A 16,875-nucleotide genomic window follows, 5' to 3' on the forward strand; every position below is an offset into this window, starting at 1 on the left:
GTTGGTTCTGACATGTCGAGTACAAACGCAGGCATTTTTATGCTGAAAGAAATGAAGGATAAGCTTCCTCCTTCAGAACGGAAAATTGCAGAGTTTATTTTAAAACAGCCCCAGGATGCGATTGGCATGACAACAGCCGGCCTCGGCAAAGCGACAAACACAAGCAGCGCGGCAGTCATCCGGATGTGCAAATCCCTTAATGTCAGCGGCATCCAGGAGCTGAAGATCCGGATTGCCGGCGACCTGCAAAGGAAGGCAAAAGACGTACTTAGGGATATAGAACCCAATGAATCATGTCCTTCCACCATTGAAAAAATGACTTCCCACAGCCTCCAAACCATCCGGGAAACCGCAGACCTGCTGCATAGCGAGGAGCTTGAAAAAGCTGTAGAAGCATTATTGGACGCGAAAGGAATCCATTTTTTTGGAGTAGGTGCCTCAAGCATTTCTGCGATGGATGCGGAACAGAAATTCCTCAGAATCAACAGGCCGGCAAGGGCATACAACGATTTGCATATGTGCACCACCGTGGTTGCCAATGCTGATGAAAGGGACGTCGTGCTGGGCATTTCCTTTTCAGGAGAAACGTATGAAGTCGCAAAAGTCCTGCAGCTGGCAAAAGAAAAGGGAGCAACCACCATCAGCCTTACCAAGTACGGCAGCTCCCTGGTTTCTAGCTATGCAGACATCTGCCTGTATACCTCCAACTCCATGGAAGCCACATTCAGAAGCGGCGCCACATCCTCACGCCTCGCACAGCTTCATGTAATCGATATCTTATTTATGTGCGTGGCGTCAAGGACTTATGAGAAGACAGTTACGTATTTGGATTCTACGAGAGATGCGATCGGGTCGTTGTTTGAGGAGCCGTTTCGGCGGGGGAAGAGGGCGTAGAGAGTATTGGTGACAGGTACCACCCGAATAATCTTGTTTCACGAATTGTTTCACAAAGGGAGGGCCAATTTAGGCATTTGCCTGCTCAGTGGGTTCTTCCGTTATAAATGTACAAATAATATCCTCAATAAAGAAGAAATTATTTAGGGATATAAAGTCATGAAACCTGTCAAAGCAAGACAAAGAAAGAACCTGGCTTCACATCGCCAGGTTCTTTTCTTTGTCATGATTACTCTGTGCTGGAACACCCTCTGTAAAAGAATTTCTTAAAGAGAAAAAGCAGACTCAAATAGCCGCATTTGATCGTACTGCTATTTAATCAATTTATCTCATCATTAATCACCAGAAATTGAACTCAGTGCCAATAAAATATCCATGATGATCCAGATTATAAAACCGACATAAAACAACATAAGCCATAGGGTTAGTTTATTAAAGCCTTTATTCATAATAATGAGAACCACATAAAAGAAAAGGGATAATAACAGCGGATTTTTCCAGTATCCTGCGTTTAAAGAATACTTGTATACAAGGTAAGCCGATGAAACGAACCAAAGGAAAAGAACGATGTAATGGGTATTTTTTGGGATTTTCATTTTCATAATAAAATTAGTGTAACATGGGGAGCTAATTTGAAACAATAATACTGTGGGAAAGGATGAAGGTGACAGGTACCACCCGAAAAATCTTGTTTCACATAAATGTTTCATGAAAAGTGAGCCAAGGGACCTGACCCCCTGGCCCAATCATCCCATTATCCTCTAATATATACGGAATGTTTTCTTCCTCAAATATACCCGCTAGATGATTCCTCTCCAGCTGCTGTCTTGTGTTCAGCTCATTGATATGAGGGGTGAGCTCATTATAGTTTTGGCTGCTGCTGGCGAGCACCTCTAAATAAGTTAGAATAAAAAGCCTTTTTTCCATGATTCCAATAACTGAATTCTTGTGTTCTTTGAAAGCAGAGGGGGCTTTCATATTATTTGCCTCTAAAATGAGGTTGTTCAGGCTCTTTTTGCTTTCCTGCAATGCATCTATGTTTAAAGAGGCAGGGGTGGATGACTGCATGAGATAGGTATTTAAGATAGCGCCGCTTTGTTCTGTGTACGCCTGCTGTTCCTTCAAGTAGGCAATCATTTTTTCATGCTTGTATACAATAAAATTATTGTAGAATTGCTTTGGCATGCCGGATAGTACTGTAAGGACCAGCACAATAGCAATCAGGCTATAGCTCCACCTGGCCTTGGGCCGTCTGCTTTTAAGTGCAGGCTGATATATATCGGTCTGGCCGAATGGTTGGCTGCTGCGGTTAAGCTCCTTCATTTCTTTTCGAAAATGCTTTTGGGCTGGTGTTGCCAAATTGTTTCCCCCTACTAGGTACATCGTTTTATTCCATTTTAATCCATATTCGAAAGTGAGACAATCCCACCTGTGCCAATAGAGAATGGGCATTTAATCAATCGTTTGATTAAAACTTAACCTGTTCTCAACCCCCCTATATAAAAAAGCCGGGTTCTTTTTATCCCTTTTTCCTCATACTTATGTACCAAGATTTCTGGTTGAGAGATTCTATGCTTTAAAAAAGAAGAGAAGTGATCAGCTGCATTCAAGAGTCATTATCTTAAAATAGTAGTAAAATTATTAATTTTCAAAAAATATTGACAATTAAACTTTCACCCTTTACTGTAAATATTAATAAATTTGTAAAACATAGGAAGTGTTGTCTTGGTTAAAAGTGTTAACAGTTTACATTCAACATTTTTCAGCGGGAAAGTCGTTTTGGTTACAGGGGCAGGCCATGGCATTGGAAAAGGGATTTGCGAGGCTTTTATAACGCATGGGGCCACTGTTGTTGGGACGGATATTTTGGAAGAAAATCTTCAAAGGGCCGAGAAAGAGATCAACAGCTTGGCGAAAGAACAGGGCCAGGAAAATCAATTTCATACATATGCAGCTGATATTACAAAAGAAAGTAATGTGAAAGAGCTGATTGAATTTGTCATAAGCAAACTTGGCAAAATCGATATTCTTGTCAATAATGCCGGAGGTGTGTGCGGGCAGGTGCACAAACCGGTAGAGGAAGTGCCGGAGGAGGATTGGCACAAAATCTTTGCCGTTAATCTGGACGCAGCTTTTTACACGATCAAAGCTGTCGCCCCGCATATGAAGCAAAATAAATTTGGAAGAATCATTAATATATCAAGCGGTGCAGGAAGAAGTACGAGCCTGACCGGGATTCAGGCATATGCAAGTGCCAAAGCGGGGCAGATCGGCTTAACGCGGCAGATGGCGCAGGAGCTGGGCCCTTACGGAATCACAGTTAATAATGTTGCTCCGGGATTTGTTGTCTCTAATCCTTCAACCAAGAAGCAGTGGGAGAGCATGTCAAAAGAGCAGCAGCAGAATCTGATTGCTTCCATCTCAGTAAAACGTTTGGGGGAGCCGGAAGATATAGCTTATCCAGTGTTATTCTTTGCATCTGATTGGGCTGGTTATGTGAGCGGGCAAATCCTTTCAGCTGATGGCGGACAACAACTCTTCTAGGAGGATAAGAAATGGAAATTACGATTATTGGAGCGGGAGCAATAGGCGGGGTGCTGGGAGCATATCTCGTCAGGGACGGAAACAAAGTGATATTCTGCGATTCGGCTGAAGACCATGTACGTGCGATGAATGCGCAGGGACTCAGGATTGAAGGTCCGGATGAGATCCTGAATGCAGCATGCACCGCCTTTACACCGAAAGAGCTGGTAGAGCAGGGAAAGCCATTGGACACTGTCTTTCTGTGTGTAAAAGCACAGCATACCGAAGAGGCACTGAAACCTTTTCTTTCTTTGATTGACAAGAACACCAAGGTGGTTTCGTTCCAGAATGGATTATGTGAAAACCAGATTGCTAAATTGATAGGCAAGGAAAAGACAATCGGCTGTTTTGTGAATTTCTCAGCGGATTACCTGGGCCCGGGCAGGATCCTTTATGGCGGCACGGCAGCCCTGTACCTTGGGGAGCTTGACGGCACCATAAGTCCGAGAGTGCTGGAATTGAAAGATATCCTTTCCTGCTGGGGCCCTGTACAGGTGACAGAAAACATCTGGGGCTATTTGTGGGGGAAGATGTCCTACGCAGGATTATTATACGGAACAGCACTTGTGGATGAAACGATGGCCGCTGTCGTCCGGAACAAGGAGCTGCGGCCAGCATTGATGGAGCTGTGCGCTGAAATCCTGGAAGTAGCTGAGAAGATTGGTGTTGTCCCTATCGGGTTTGATGACTGGGTACCCGCATTGGTCTATCCAAGGGGAGAGACGGATGAAGAAACCTTGAATGATCAATTGGAACGGCTGAGCGAACGGATGGCAAGCAATAAAAAAACCAAGAGCGGCATATGGCGGGACCTGGCTGTCAGAAAGCGAAGAACCGAAATCGATTCACAGCTCGTCCCGATCGTCGAGATAGGGGAAAGGCATCACATCCAGATGCCATTAACGAAAACACTGATCTCTCTTATCAAAGAAATAGAAAATGGCGACCGGCAGATGTCATGGGAAAATCTTAACTTACTAAAATCAAAATATGAGCAGGGTGAAGAGAATGTTATTCCATCATGAAAACCTATCAGACCATGTAGCAAAATTAATCAGAAAAATGATCTTCAATGGCACCCTTAAACCAGGAGAAAAGATTAACCAGGTGCAGCTGGCCGAAAGCCTGGATATATCGAGGGGGCCGGTCCGGGAAGCTTTGAGCATGCTTCAGAATGAGGGGCTTATCAAGCACGAGACCAACAGAGGAACCTTTGTGACGACTCTTTCTTTCCAGGACGCTTACGAAATCTATACATTAAGGGCCCTTTTGGAAGCAAAGGCTGCAGAGCTCGCTGTAAAACATTTAACAGAAAATGATTTTAATAGATTGCAAGAATGCCTGGATGTTTTTGGGGAGGCATTAAGGAATAAAGATCTGGAAGAAGAGGCTTCATGCGATATTCTTTTTCACGGGACCATTGTCAAAGCCTCCCGGCATGAAAGGCTCATCCATATGCATAAACAGCTGAACACCCAGGTTGGCGCTATGTTCTTGACTGTCGCCAATATGCTGCCGGACCGGGCGGCACTGGTGGTTGAGAATCATCAAAAGCTTTTGGAAGCTTTAAGATCGAAGGATGAGGAACGGGTAAGCAGGGAGTTTTCAGATCATTATGTGCATGCTCTTGAGGAATTGGAAAATGTAAAAAGCCTACTAACAATCTAAAGGTGGTGATTCTGTGCTGCTTGATATCAATAACGTATCCCTCGAGTTAAAAAAGGACGGCAAATATACAAAAATATTAGATCAGATTTCTTTCCGGGTGAATAAAGGGGAGACAGTCGGGATTGTCGGGGAATCCGGCTGCGGGAAAAGCATGACAGCACTTTCCCTTATGCGCCTATTGCCGGATAAGGCCAAGCTTGATGGCGAAATTGTTCTGGATGGAAACGACATAACCAAATATAAGAAGAAACAGATGGAGAAAATCAGGGGCGATAAGATGTCGATGATTTTCCAGGATCCGCTCACTTCCCTGAACCCCCTGCACACAGTGGGGAAGCAGATTGATGAGACGCTTATGCTTCATACCGATTTAAGTAAAAACCAAAGAAAAAGCAGGATCATCGAACTGCTGAAAGAGGTCGGGCTTCCGAGGGCTGACGAGCTGATCTATGAATATCCCCACCAGCTGTCCGGGGGGATGAGGCAAAGGATTATGATCGCAATCGCAATGGCCTGCAACCCAAGCATGCTGATCTGTGATGAGCCGACCACGGCTTTGGATGTGACAGTCCAGGCGCAGATTCTTGAGCTGATGAACAAACTCAAGAAGTCCAATGATATGGGGATTATTATGATCACACATGATTTGGGCGTTGTGGCTGAAGTATGTGACAGGGTCGTGGTCATGTATGCCGGGAAAATCGTCGAGCAGGCGGATGTGAAAGAATTGTTTGCCAGCCCTAAGCATCCTTATACAAAAGGGCTGCTGGATTCTGTACCGAGGCTCGGAGTCAAGAAAGAGAAGCTCGGGTCGATTCCAGGCATGGTGCCTTCACCTGATAAAATGCCGCAGGGCTGCCGCTTTTATGACCGGTGCGGGATGGCCATGGAAATCTGCAGAACGAATATGCCGGAAATAAAAGATGTCGGGCAAAATCATCAAGCTGCGTGCTGGCTATACGAAGGAAAGGAGGGAGAATCTTTTGACACTGCTGGAAGTAAAGGAGTTAAAACAGCACTTCACTCTTAAAAAAGGCTTTCTGGGCGAAAAGAAAACGGTCAAGGCAGTAGATGGCGTCAGCTTTAAGGTAGAGCAGGGGGAAACCCTGGGGATAGTAGGTGAATCCGGCTGCGGAAAATCGAGCCTGGGAAGGTCGATTCTTCAGCTGATCAAACCCACCTCCGGAGAGATCTTATTCAATGGAAGAAATATTACGAATCTCCCAAGAAAAGACATGAAAGAACTGCGCCGGGATATGCAAATTGTCTTCCAGGATCCGTATGCATCTTTGAATCCGAGGAGCACCATCCGTTCTATTTTAGAAGCACCGCTGATCATACATGGACTGAAAAGCAGGCCTGAGCGGATGAAAATCATCGAGGGTATCATTGATAAAATAGGCATCCGCAAAGATCAGCTGGATCGTTACCCGCATGAATTTTCCGGGGGCCAGAGGCAGCGGATCGGCATAGCCAGGGCGCTTACCTTGAATCCTAAGCTCATTATAGCGGATGAGCCTGTATCAGCACTTGATGTCTCAGTACAGTCCCAGGTGCTGAATCTGATGGTCGACCTGCAGAAAGAATTGAACCTGAGCTACATATTCATCTCTCACGATTTATCGGTGGTGCAGCATATATCTGACAGGGTCGCGGTCATGTATCTGGGGAAAATCGTCGAGATTACCCATGTGGAGGAATTATACAAAAATCCTCTGCATCCCTATACAAAAGCACTCTTAACAGCAGTGCCGCTGCCGGACCCTACCCAGAAAAGAGAGCGGATCATCCTGCAGGGAGATTTGCCAAGTCCCATCAATCCTCCAAGCGGATGCCCGTTCCATACCAGATGCCCGTCCGCTACCGCTGCATGCAAAGAGGACGTGCCGAGCCTTAAAGAAAAAGTGATGGACCACTGGGTTGCCTGCATCCATGTACATCCAGAAGAGGCAAATAGAAAATCGCAAATTTCATAGAAACAAAGGAGGCGGAATAAGTGGATGCTCTCCGCTATTTGCTAAAGAGATTGCTGCTGATGATCCCGATCCTGATCGGCATCAGCCTGCTGACATTCTTCATATCCAACACCATCCCGGGAGATCCGGCAAGATTGGCTGCAGGGCCGTACGCAGACGCGAAAGTCATTGAAGAGCTGCAGGAAAAAATGGGTCTGAACGATCCGGTATATGTCCAATACTTCAATTACATGAAGAACCTGCTGCAGGGAGATTTGGGAAACAGCAATTATTCGCACCGTCCTGTTATGGAGGATATCAAACAGTATTTTCCGGCAACACTGGAACTGACCTTTTTTTCCATGTTCATTACGATACTGATCGGGATTCCTTTAGGAGTCATAAGCGCCAGCAAAAAGGATAAAATCGCGGATCAATTCGCCCGTGTCATGGCCTTGATAGGGGTCGCCATGCCGGCATTCTGGCTGGGCATCATCTTCCTGCTGTTTTTCTATCTGCAGCTGGGGGTGCTGCCTGGATCAGGAAGGCTGGATACCGGGCTTCCCCCGCCGACAAATATCACAGGCATGTACACAATCGACGCACTTTTAACCGGCAATTGGACAGTGTTCAATTCTGCCGTGATCCATCTGATTCTGCCGGGAGTCACACAGGCTGCTGTCACGATCGGGATGATTACGAGAATGACAAGGTCTTCAATGCTTGAAGTATTAAGAAGTGACTATATCAGGACAGCTTCAGCCAAGGGCGGCTCTGAAAACAGGGTGCTGTACGGCCATGCGCTGAGAAATGGCATGATGCCAATCCTGACACTCCTGGGAATGACTTTCGGCCACTCACTGGGCGGCAGTGTCCTGGTAGAGTCGGTGTTTTCCTGGCCGGGCCTCGGCAAGTATGCAGTCAATGCGATCACCTATCTCGATTTCCCGGCAGTCATGGCAGTCACCATCCTCATTGCCGTGCTGTTTATCACAGTGAACCTGATCATCGATCTTTTATACCAGGTAATCGATCCGAGACTTAATTATGAATAAGGAGGGAACTTAATGGCCAGACGCATTTTCCAGAGTCCTTTAACACTGATCGGATTAATAGTAGTCATCCTCATCATCGTCCTCGCCATCTTTGCCCCGTGGATTGCGCCTAAAGATCCGCTGCAGGTAAACATCGGGCAAAAGCTGCTTCCTCCAAGTTCAGAGCATTGGTTCGGAACAGATGAAGTGGGCAGGGATATTTTAAGCAGGATTATTTACGGCACACGCATTTCTTTAAAAATAGGCCTGCTGGTCGTGCTGATCGCCTTCCCTATCGGCACCATCCTTGGAGCGGTAGCAGGATATATGGGCGGGATCGTCGATCAGACCATCATGAGGATCACCGATATATTTCTCAGCTTCCCGGGCATCATCCTGGCCATGTCCATTGCAGCTGCCCTGGGGCCATCCATTGAAAATGTACTGCTGGCTCTGGCCATCACCTGGTGGCCTTGGTACACAAGGATTGTCCGTTCATCAGTGCTTTCTATTAAAAACTCGGAGTTTGTGGAATCTGCAAGGGCACTTGGGGCAAACCCCATCAGGATCCTTTTAAAGGAAATCATCCCGAATTCCATCGCGCCGGCAAGCATCCAGGCAAGCCTGGACCTGGGCTTTGTCATCCTGGCAGCAGCAGGCTTGAGCTTTATCGGGCTGGGCGCACAGCCGCCGTCCCCGGAGTGGGGAGCCATGCTGTCTTCAAGCAGGGAAATACTGCGTGATGCCTGGTGGGCAGCGACATTCCCTGGAATGGCTATTTTGCTGACGGTTCTTGGCTTTAATCTTTTAGGAGACGGGTTAAGGGATCTGCTTGATCCAAAAAATAGATAATAGATTACTTGAAAGGGGGCGATTCTTTCTTAGGCTGGTTTGTTTGCATCTTTACAATAAAAATAGTTTGGGGGAAAAGAAGTGAACAGAAAACATTTTTTGTTAAAAATGATGGCTCTCGTTTTGGTTCTTTTACTGGCATTAGCAGGCTGCAATAAATACAATCAGGAATCCTCTACGAGTGAAGGCACAGCTTCAGAAGGAGAAAACAACACCGGCCAGGAAAGTGCTGCACCAAGCGATCCAAACGTGCTGAACTTTGCAACGAACCAGGATATACCTCACTTAGATCCACACGGAACCGCAGCTAATACTTCTTTCAGAATCACTTACATGCTATATGACCGATTGGTGACATACGATGGAACTGATACAGAGGTCAAGCCGCAGCTGGCAGAAAAATGGGATATTTCCGAAGATGGAAAAACCTATACTTTCTATTTAAATAAAGACGCCAAGTTCCATGACGGCTCACCAGTTACTGCCGAAGCCGTTAAATACTCTTATACACGCGCCATTGATATTGGAAAATCAGCTGCAGGGCAATTTTCAAAGGTCATCAACAAAGACAGCTTTGAAATTGTCGACGATCATACAATCAAAATTACAACTGAAAAACCGTTTGCTCCATTCCTGAAAAGCCTTGGTACTGTATACGCCAATATCGTCAATCCGAAGCTGGCAGAAAACCACGGAGATGATCTTGGGGAAACGTTCCTGGCAGATAAAGAGATGGGCTCCGGGCCATATGTTCTGGAGAGCTGGGACCGCGGACAGAAGCTGGTCTTAAAAGCAAATAAAGATTATTGGGGAGAAGCTCCTAAGATTGAAACCGTAAATATCCAGATTGTCAATGAACCGGCAACAGCCCGTTTGATGCTTGAAAAAGGAGAAATCGATTTACTCGATGATACGATGCTGTCCCCGGATGTTATGAACAATATGAAAGGAACAGAAGGGGTTGAAATCGTCAGCTCTCCTGGCTACCAGATCGATGATATCGCCATCAATATGGAAAAAGAGCCGCTCAATGATGTGAAGGTCCGCCAGGCATTGTCACATGCTGTAAACTACGATTCTATCATTAATGATATTCTTCTGGGAGCTGCACAGAGAACCGGCGGAATCATCCCAGAAGGCATGTTTGGCTATAACCAGGATATTCAAAAGCCTGAATTTGATCTTGAGAAAGCAAAAGCGCTATTAAAAGAAGCCGGCCATGAAGACGGATTCAAGCTTGAGCTCCTGATTTCCGAAAACAATGAAGTCCGTAAGAATATCGCTGTCATGATGCAGTCAGATTTGAAGCAAATCGGTATTGACCTGGAAATCAAAACACTGGCCTGGCCGACATTCCTTGAAACAGTCACAAGCGGCGGCCATCAGCTTGCTCTGGCGGCGTGGACACCGGACTATGCCGACCCGGATTATAATCTGTGGTACTTTGCCCATTCTTCCAGCAAAGGCCCAGGCTTCAACCTCGCTTTCTATGAAAATAGCAAAGTCGACCAGCTTCTTGAAGAAGGTAGAGAAGTGGTTGATGAAGCCCGCCGTGAAGAAGTTTATAAAGAAGTCCAGTCCATCATGGCAGAGGAAGTGCCGTATATCTTCCCTGCACAGCGCCTGGTGCAAACAGCTAAGAGAACATGGGTCAAAGGCTATGAAATCAACCCTATGAACACTTGGTATGTGCCGTTCCATAAATTGACGAAAGAGTAAGCCTGAAATCTATAGGAAGCGTCCGTTTGCTGTATCCAGCAGACGGCCGCTTCTATTCAATTACATAAAGGAAGGGGAGGAGCTTGTATGTGGAAAATCGGAAATCTTGCTGCCGGCAGGGGAGAAAAAGTAAAGAGCTATCTTGAATTCCCGGGAATTCAGGAAAAACTTCCTGCCTTCCTGATTAATGGAGAAGAGGATGGACCGGCGACCCTTATACTCGGCGGCATCCACGGCTGTGAATATACTTCTATCGATGCTGCTTTGACGCTCGGCAGGAACTTATCAGCAGAGGGTGTAAAAGGGAAGATTGCCGTCCTTCCAATCGCAAACCCTGCTTCTTTTTATGCCAGAAGCATCTATGTCCACCCGGATGACAAGAAAAATCTTAATCGGGTTTTTCCGGGCAAAGAAGATGGAACAGCAGCTGAGAAGCTGGCCTTCTTTTTAACAGAGACAGCCATCAAACCTGTGGAATATATCATCGATCTTCATGGCGGCGATATGATTGAAGCCCTTGTCCCCTTTACGATTTATCATAAGGGAGAAAACCAGGAACTGGCAGCCGAATCCAGTCAGCTTGCTTCTGCTATGGGGATTGAATATATAGTAGGCTCAACCGATCAGGTAGGGGGATCTACTTACAGCTCAGCCAGCTTCCAGGGTAAAAAAGCCATTATCGCAGAGGCCGGGCAGCAGGGGATTCTTGATCCGGAAAGCTCCTTTCTCCTGCAAGAGGGCACAAAGAACGCGCTGCGTCATATCGGGAATCTCGCGGGCACTGTAGAAGATAAACCTACGAGACAGCTGGATACCTTTGATTGGTACAGAGCTGACTACAAGGGATTATGGTATCCAGCTGTTGCAGTCGGAGATTCAGTTAAGAAAGGTGATCTTGTCGGGAAAATCACTGATGAATTTGGAGATAGCATAAAGGAATACCATGCCAATACAGATGGAATCATTCTGTTTTTGGTCACCTCACTGGCTATTAACCTGGACGATCCTTTACTGGCTGTTGGACACTAGGATGAAAAGATGGAATGAGCTTTCAATCATTGAAACAGCGGAGCTTTATCGGAAAACAGAATTGTCGCCTGTCGAAGTCGTTCGGGATATCTACAAGAGAGTAAAGGAATTGAATGAAGAGCTCAATATTTTTATCACACTTACGGAGGAAAGAGCCTTAGCAGCTGCTCTAAAGGCTGAGAGGGCTTTTGTACGGAAGGAAAAGCTGCACATTTTAGCTGGCATTCCTTTCAGTATAAAAGATCTGTTCAATACAAGTGGAGTTAAGACGACTTGCGGCTCAAGGATTTTAAATAGCCATATCCCTCGGGAAACTGCGCCATTGATACGGCTTTTGGAACAGTTCGGAGCTGTGATGACAGGCAAAACCAATATGCTTGAATTTGCATATGGCGCTGTCCATCCTGATTATGGCCAGACGAATAATCCCTGGGACAGTTCAAAGACGGCTGGCGGCTCGAGCGGCGGATCGGCTGCTTCGGTAGCGGCAGGGCTGAGCTTGTTTTCTCTTGGTACGGATACTGGAGGTTCCATCAGGATACCGGCATCTTATTGCGGGATTGCCGGTTTGAAGTCAACATATGGCCTTCTTTCAGTTGAAGGTGCTTTCCCGTTGTCAGGTTCCCTGGACCATGCCGGACCCATGGCTAAGAGTGCTGAAGACCTGCTGGTTATTATGGAATCTCTATGTCCTCAGGTGGCTGAATTTTCAGATGATGAAGAAGAGCTGACTGTAGGGGTGCTGCCGCCCTCTTTCCTGAATGGAGCGGATGAGGATGTCATTGCTGCTTATAATAACACCTTAGCCGAGGCAGAAAAAGCCAGCTGGAATATAAGAGAGATTGATATCCCTTTATTCGATAAAACTGAGCACATCTTGATGAATGTACTCCTGCCAGAGGCGGCACTGGTTCATGAGCAATGGGCCGGCAGAAAGGAAGATTACGCACCTGTCACTTATAAGCAGATTGAAGCGGGACTGAGGCATAACTCGCTTGACTATTTAAAAGCAAGGCAGCAAATGGCAGAACTCCGGCAGCAGGTTGATGAAGCGCTGAACGCTGCAGATATTCTGCTCATGCCGACAGTCTCCTATCCCGCGCCGGAAGAGGATCCTGTACTGGAGATGGATGATGAAATGAAATTCACCGGAATCTTCAATGTAACAGGGCATCCGGCTGTGACCATACCAGCCGGGCTTTCAAAAGGAGGGCTGCCGATTGGCATGCAGCTGGCCGGCAAACATAAAGAAGATATCCGATTATTAAAAAGGGCAGTCAGGCTTGAGAAACTATTAGGTTTTTCAAAGAAAGGAGGCTGCAATGTCTAAGATTCTTAATTTCTTAAAAGAAAATCAAACGGAAATGATTGAAACCCTGTTGAAGCTGACAGGAGCTGAATCTCCATCCTATTCAAAGTCCCATGTCGATCACTGTGGTGAGGTTTTGAGTGGAGAATATGAAAGATTGATTGGCGGACCGGTAAGAAAGATAGATAAAGAGGAGGTGGGAAATCAATATCTCTTTACATATGGAGAGGGAGATAAAGAGCAGATCCTGGTGATTGGCCATATGGATACTGTTTGGGATGCTGGGGCGATCCCGATAAAGCGGGACGGAAATATTTTATACGGGCCCGGTGTGTTTGATATGAAAGGCGGCCTGACCGTCACTCTCTGGGCATTGAGAGCATTGAAGGAATTCGGGGAAACCGGCAGCCGTAAGGTGGCATTTCTGGTATCAACCGATGAGGAAATAGGCAGTGTGCATTCGAAGGATATTATTCTCGAAGAAGCAAAGAAAAGTTCTTTGGTTCTGGTGCCGGAATCCAGCATCAGCCCGGATGGTGCTGTGAAGACGGAACGCAAAGGAGCCGGGCAGTTCCTTTTAAAAGTCGAGGGTGTTGCTGCCCATGCCGGCATCAATGCGTGGGACGGGGCAAGTGCCGTTGAGGAACTGGCCTATCAGATTATTGATTTAAAAAAGCTCGCAAATAGGGAAGAAGGCATATCCATTAATGCCGGTGTGATACAGGGCGGGACGCGGTGCAATGTGATTGCGAAGGAAGCTTCAGCAGAAATTGACGTGCGGATAACCAAAAAAGAGCAGGCCTTCCAGCTTATGGAGAAAATCAGGAACCGGCCGAGCTTTGTAGAAGGAACAAAAGTAGAAGTGATCGGCGAGTTTGAACGCTTCCCGCTGGAACGGAACGAAGCAGTGAAAGCTCTATATAGCGACTTGAAAGAGATTGCTGCTTCCCATGGCTACGAATTGAGGGAAGGGTCTTCCGGGGGAGCGAGCGATGGAAACTTTACAGCTGGGATAGATATCCCGACGATAGATGGGCTGGGGCCTGTTGGAGATGGTGCTCATTCGGAAAACGAGCATGTGGACCTGGATAATCTCCCGTACAGAGCAGCTTTGCTTGCAGAAATGATTTTAAAATATATGAAAGAATAGGAGACTAATTCTATGTATATGATAAATTTGACAGCTCTGCAATTTAAAAAATTGAAAGAGTCGGTCAGCACGGTGCTGCTGCCAATTGGCATGATGGAGACGCATGGCCCTCACTGCTCGCTTGGAACAGATGTATGGATTCCCCGTGAATTTGTCCGGAGGCTCGAGAAGGAAGCCGGCAATCGGATTTTAATGGCGCCGGAAATCCCTTATGGCCATTCATGGGCACTTGCTCCGTTTGAAGGAACGATCGATATTTCCGCTGAAGCTTTTTCTCAGTATGTTTTTGAAATTGGCAAAGAGTTTCATAGAAATGGATTTGAAGAGATCATCCTTTTCAATGGACATGGGGGAAATATACCGAGCCTCAGCATTGTGGCTGAAAAGCTTTCTGACCTGGGGATGCGCGTCCTGACCATCAACTGGTGGATCGATTACAGAGAGCAGATTTTAACGATCACCAAAGGGCCGGGGCATGGCGGTGAAGATGAAACTTCCCTTGTGCTGGCAATCAGTGAAGATCTTGCCGATCCTTCTTTGGCAGGGAATCATCAGGTGCCAATGAATCCGAAAATCAAGTTTCAGAATTTAGGCAAGAAGCTGTTCAAAGACGGATATATGGGCAATGCAGGAGCAGCCACAGCAGGAAAGGGAGAGCAATTATACCAAAGTCTGCTGAAGCTTATCATTGCTGACATAGAAGAATTATGGAATCTATCAAAACCTTCAGCCGAAAAGGAGGAAAAAATCAATGCTTAGATGGACGGACGCACCAACAGGAGAAAGGATTGTCGACATTGTCCTTAGTTTAAATGATCAAACACAAAAAATGTATAAACAGGAAGTGGCCACTGCCAGCTATAGTGATACAGTTTCTTCACTTTCGACCTTTGATGAAATAGGCAGGTCTCTTGATGAAGTAGAAAATAGCATTAAAACAATAGAGGGCCATAAAGGAGAGTATCTGCGCTCCATGGTCAATGGGTTCCGCTATTTCGCCAGAAGCCTGCAGGGAGATCAGGTGCCGTATGATGAACTGATTGCCAATATTCAAGAGCTGCCATCTGACCTTATAACAGATGAGCAGCTCGAGCATGCAAAGGAGCTTGTTGAGAAGGGATTAACAGAGTTAGGCTACAAGGGCACTGTTCGGGAGAAAGCGGAAGCATGGCGTTCAGACACGCTCATAGCACCCGATGAAGTGACGTCTGTCGCAGAAAATTTCCGCGAAAAAAGCAAACAGGGCACCATTTCAAGAGTCATCGGACTTCCTGAAGAGGATGGGATTGACTGGATCAAGAGTATACGCGGCGTGTTCTGGAGCGGCTATTCTAAATACACGGGCGATTACCGCGGGAACCTTACGTTTAATATAGACCGTCCATGGACTGAGCCGATATTGGCGCAAATCATGACACATGAAGCCTACCCGGGCCACCAGGCCTTCTACTGCCGCTGGGATTATCTGTTCAAGCAGGGCAAACTTCCGCTGGAGGCATCCTATTATCTGATCAACAGCCCGACGAATGCATTATTCGAGGGCGGGCCGGAGACAGCGCTAAGCTTCCTTGGCTGGGATGACCTCAATGAAGAAACACCTGGCATTACCGACAGTCAAAAGAAGCAATACCAGCTTGCAAGAAATTACCTGGATTATCAGCGGATGTTCACAACAAACGCCTGCTATCAGTATAATCTTGGACAGAAATCAAAAGAAGAAGTCATCGCTTACCTGATCGAAGAAGGCGGAATCACCGAAATAGAAGCTAACAACGCGTTCCGCTTCTTCTCAGATCCTGTTCAAAAAACCTATTTCCCCAGCTATTTCTATGGCAGATGGATGGTAGGCAACTCCTATAAAGAAACACCAAAAGAGAAGCGGGGAGAGTATTTCAGCATTCTGTATGATACACCTCATACTACCAAGACGTTTATTAAAGCGATTGAGGAGCTGAATGGGAAGAGGTTTGATGCGTTTAATACGATGGTACGGTTGGAGCGGTTGGAGCGGTGACAGGTACCACCCGAAAAATCTTGTTTCACAAAATGTTTCATGGAAAGTGAGCCAAGGGACCTGACCCCTTGGCTCTTTCTATTAAAGCGATTGAGGAGCTGAATGGGAAGAAGTTTGATGCTTTTGATACGGTGGGGAGTTATGTTTCTTCATAAATCAGACTGAGGGATAGATTTGCTGTCCCTTCTCTCCATATCAACGCCTTCCCAGGGATATTCTGCAAAGGGCAGCTTGAATGTTTACGAGGAGATAGAAATACGATGGGGAGAATAAAGAGCGCACAGCCTTGAATGAAGCTGTGCGCATTCTTTTTTTCAGGGGACGGACGCCTTGCTCCCAAGTTGTCTTGACCGGATATGTTTAAATTCCTCCGTTATGATCCTTATGCCCAGTCTGGCCGTTTTTTGTTAAGCCTCTGCTCAGGATGATAAATTAATCAAACGATTGATTAATTAACCGAAAACCCATGCGGCATGCTAGTTCTACTGTCCCTTCCACCTGGTTAGAGTGACTCATAATCTCTTTTTGAGGCACTCTGGGCTGCATTTCATTGGTTAGAGTGATTCATATCCTCTTCTTGAGGCACTCTGGTCTGCATTTCTTTGGTTAGAGTGATTCATATCCTCTTCTTGAGGCACTCTGATTCTACTTTTCTCTGATTAGAGTGA

Annotated in this window: 15 protein-coding genes; 14 read left to right on the forward strand and 1 reads right to left on the reverse strand. The window is 46.2% G+C overall.

The genetic code is table 11. From position 1 onward, the window contains the following. Positions 1 to 12: 12 nt before the first annotated feature. A complete protein-coding gene (locus tag LCM00_RS15350) occupies positions 13 to 894 on the forward strand; it encodes a MurR/RpiR family transcriptional regulator (RefSeq protein ID WP_224903848.1) in 882 nt (293 codons plus the stop codon). Positions 895 to 1,587: 693 nt separating this feature from the next. Here LCM00_RS15350 and LCM00_RS15355 read toward each other — a convergent pair. After that, positions 1,588 to 2,253, reverse strand: coding sequence for a hypothetical protein (locus LCM00_RS15355; protein WP_224903688.1), 666 nt, complete (start codon positions 2,251 to 2,253; stop codon positions 1,588 to 1,590). 366 nt (positions 2,254 to 2,619) lie between these two features. Here LCM00_RS15355 and LCM00_RS15360 point away from each other — a divergent pair, with 366 nt between their 5' ends. From LCM00_RS15360 to LCM00_RS15420, 13 genes are all read left to right on the forward strand, one after another. Next, the gene (locus LCM00_RS15360) at positions 2,620 to 3,438 is read left to right on the forward strand and encodes an SDR family NAD(P)-dependent oxidoreductase (RefSeq protein ID WP_224903690.1); all 819 of its coding nucleotides are present in this window, start codon (positions 2,620 to 2,622) and stop codon (positions 3,436 to 3,438) included. Positions 3,439 to 3,449: 11 nt separating this feature from the next. Beyond that, positions 3,450 to 4,502, forward strand: a complete 1,053-nt coding sequence (locus tag LCM00_RS15365) for a ketopantoate reductase family protein (protein WP_224903692.1) — start codon at positions 3,450 to 3,452, stop codon at positions 4,500 to 4,502. Next, a complete protein-coding gene (locus LCM00_RS15370; protein ID WP_224903850.1) occupies positions 4,486 to 5,145 on the forward strand; it encodes a GntR family transcriptional regulator in 660 nt (219 codons plus the stop codon). The genes LCM00_RS15365 and LCM00_RS15370 overlap by 17 nt, the downstream gene beginning before the upstream one ends. A 13-nt stretch (positions 5,146 to 5,158) precedes the next feature. After that, positions 5,159 to 6,175, forward strand: a complete 1,017-nt coding sequence (locus LCM00_RS15375; RefSeq protein WP_224903694.1) for an ABC transporter ATP-binding protein — start codon at positions 5,159 to 5,161, stop codon at positions 6,173 to 6,175. Then, on the forward strand, positions 6,129 to 7,121 hold the full coding sequence (locus tag LCM00_RS15380) for an ABC transporter ATP-binding protein (RefSeq protein WP_224903696.1): 993 nt from the start codon (positions 6,129 to 6,131) through the stop codon (positions 7,119 to 7,121). Before LCM00_RS15375 ends, LCM00_RS15380 begins: the two co-directional genes overlap by 47 nt. Before the next feature lie 20 nt (positions 7,122 to 7,141). Beyond that, positions 7,142 to 8,155: an ABC transporter permease gene (locus tag LCM00_RS15385; protein WP_101549031.1), complete on the forward strand. Its 1,014-nt coding sequence runs from the start codon at positions 7,142 to 7,144 to the stop codon at positions 8,153 to 8,155. 12 nt (positions 8,156 to 8,167) lie between these two features. After that, positions 8,168 to 8,986 (forward strand): nickel transporter permease, encoded by an 819-nt coding sequence (nikC, locus tag LCM00_RS15390; RefSeq protein ID WP_224903698.1) that lies wholly within the window; start codon positions 8,168 to 8,170, stop codon positions 8,984 to 8,986. An 81-nt stretch (positions 8,987 to 9,067) separates the two neighbouring features. After that, positions 9,068 to 10,705: an ABC transporter substrate-binding protein gene (locus tag LCM00_RS15395; RefSeq protein ID WP_224903700.1), complete on the forward strand. Its 1,638-nt coding sequence runs from the start codon at positions 9,068 to 9,070 to the stop codon at positions 10,703 to 10,705. Positions 10,706 to 10,792: 87 nt separating this feature from the next. Then, positions 10,793 to 11,734 (forward strand): M14 family metallopeptidase, encoded by a 942-nt coding sequence (locus LCM00_RS15400; RefSeq protein ID WP_224903702.1) that lies wholly within the window; start codon positions 10,793 to 10,795, stop codon positions 11,732 to 11,734. Position 11,735: 1 nt separating this feature from the next. Then, entirely contained in the window at positions 11,736 to 13,064 is a 1,329-nt protein-coding gene (locus LCM00_RS15405; protein WP_224903704.1) for an amidase, read from the forward strand. Further along, entirely contained in the window at positions 13,057 to 14,193 is a 1,137-nt protein-coding gene (locus LCM00_RS15410; protein WP_224903706.1) for a M20 family metallopeptidase, read from the forward strand. Before LCM00_RS15405 ends, LCM00_RS15410 begins: the two co-directional genes overlap by 8 nt. A 12-nt stretch (positions 14,194 to 14,205) precedes the next feature. Then, positions 14,206 to 14,952: a creatininase family protein gene (locus tag LCM00_RS15415; RefSeq protein WP_224903708.1), complete on the forward strand. Its 747-nt coding sequence runs from the start codon at positions 14,206 to 14,208 to the stop codon at positions 14,950 to 14,952. Continuing rightward, on the forward strand, positions 14,945 to 16,207 hold the full coding sequence (locus LCM00_RS15420; protein ID WP_224903710.1) for a hypothetical protein: 1,263 nt from the start codon (positions 14,945 to 14,947) through the stop codon (positions 16,205 to 16,207). The genes LCM00_RS15415 and LCM00_RS15420 overlap by 8 nt, the downstream gene beginning before the upstream one ends. Positions 16,208 to 16,875: the final 668 nt, after the last annotated feature.

The sequence above is a fragment of the Bacillus infantis genome (assembly GCF_020171945.1).
Taxonomy (GTDB): Bacteria; Bacillota; Bacilli; order Bacillales; family Cytobacillaceae; genus Bacillus_AB; species Bacillus_AB infantis_A.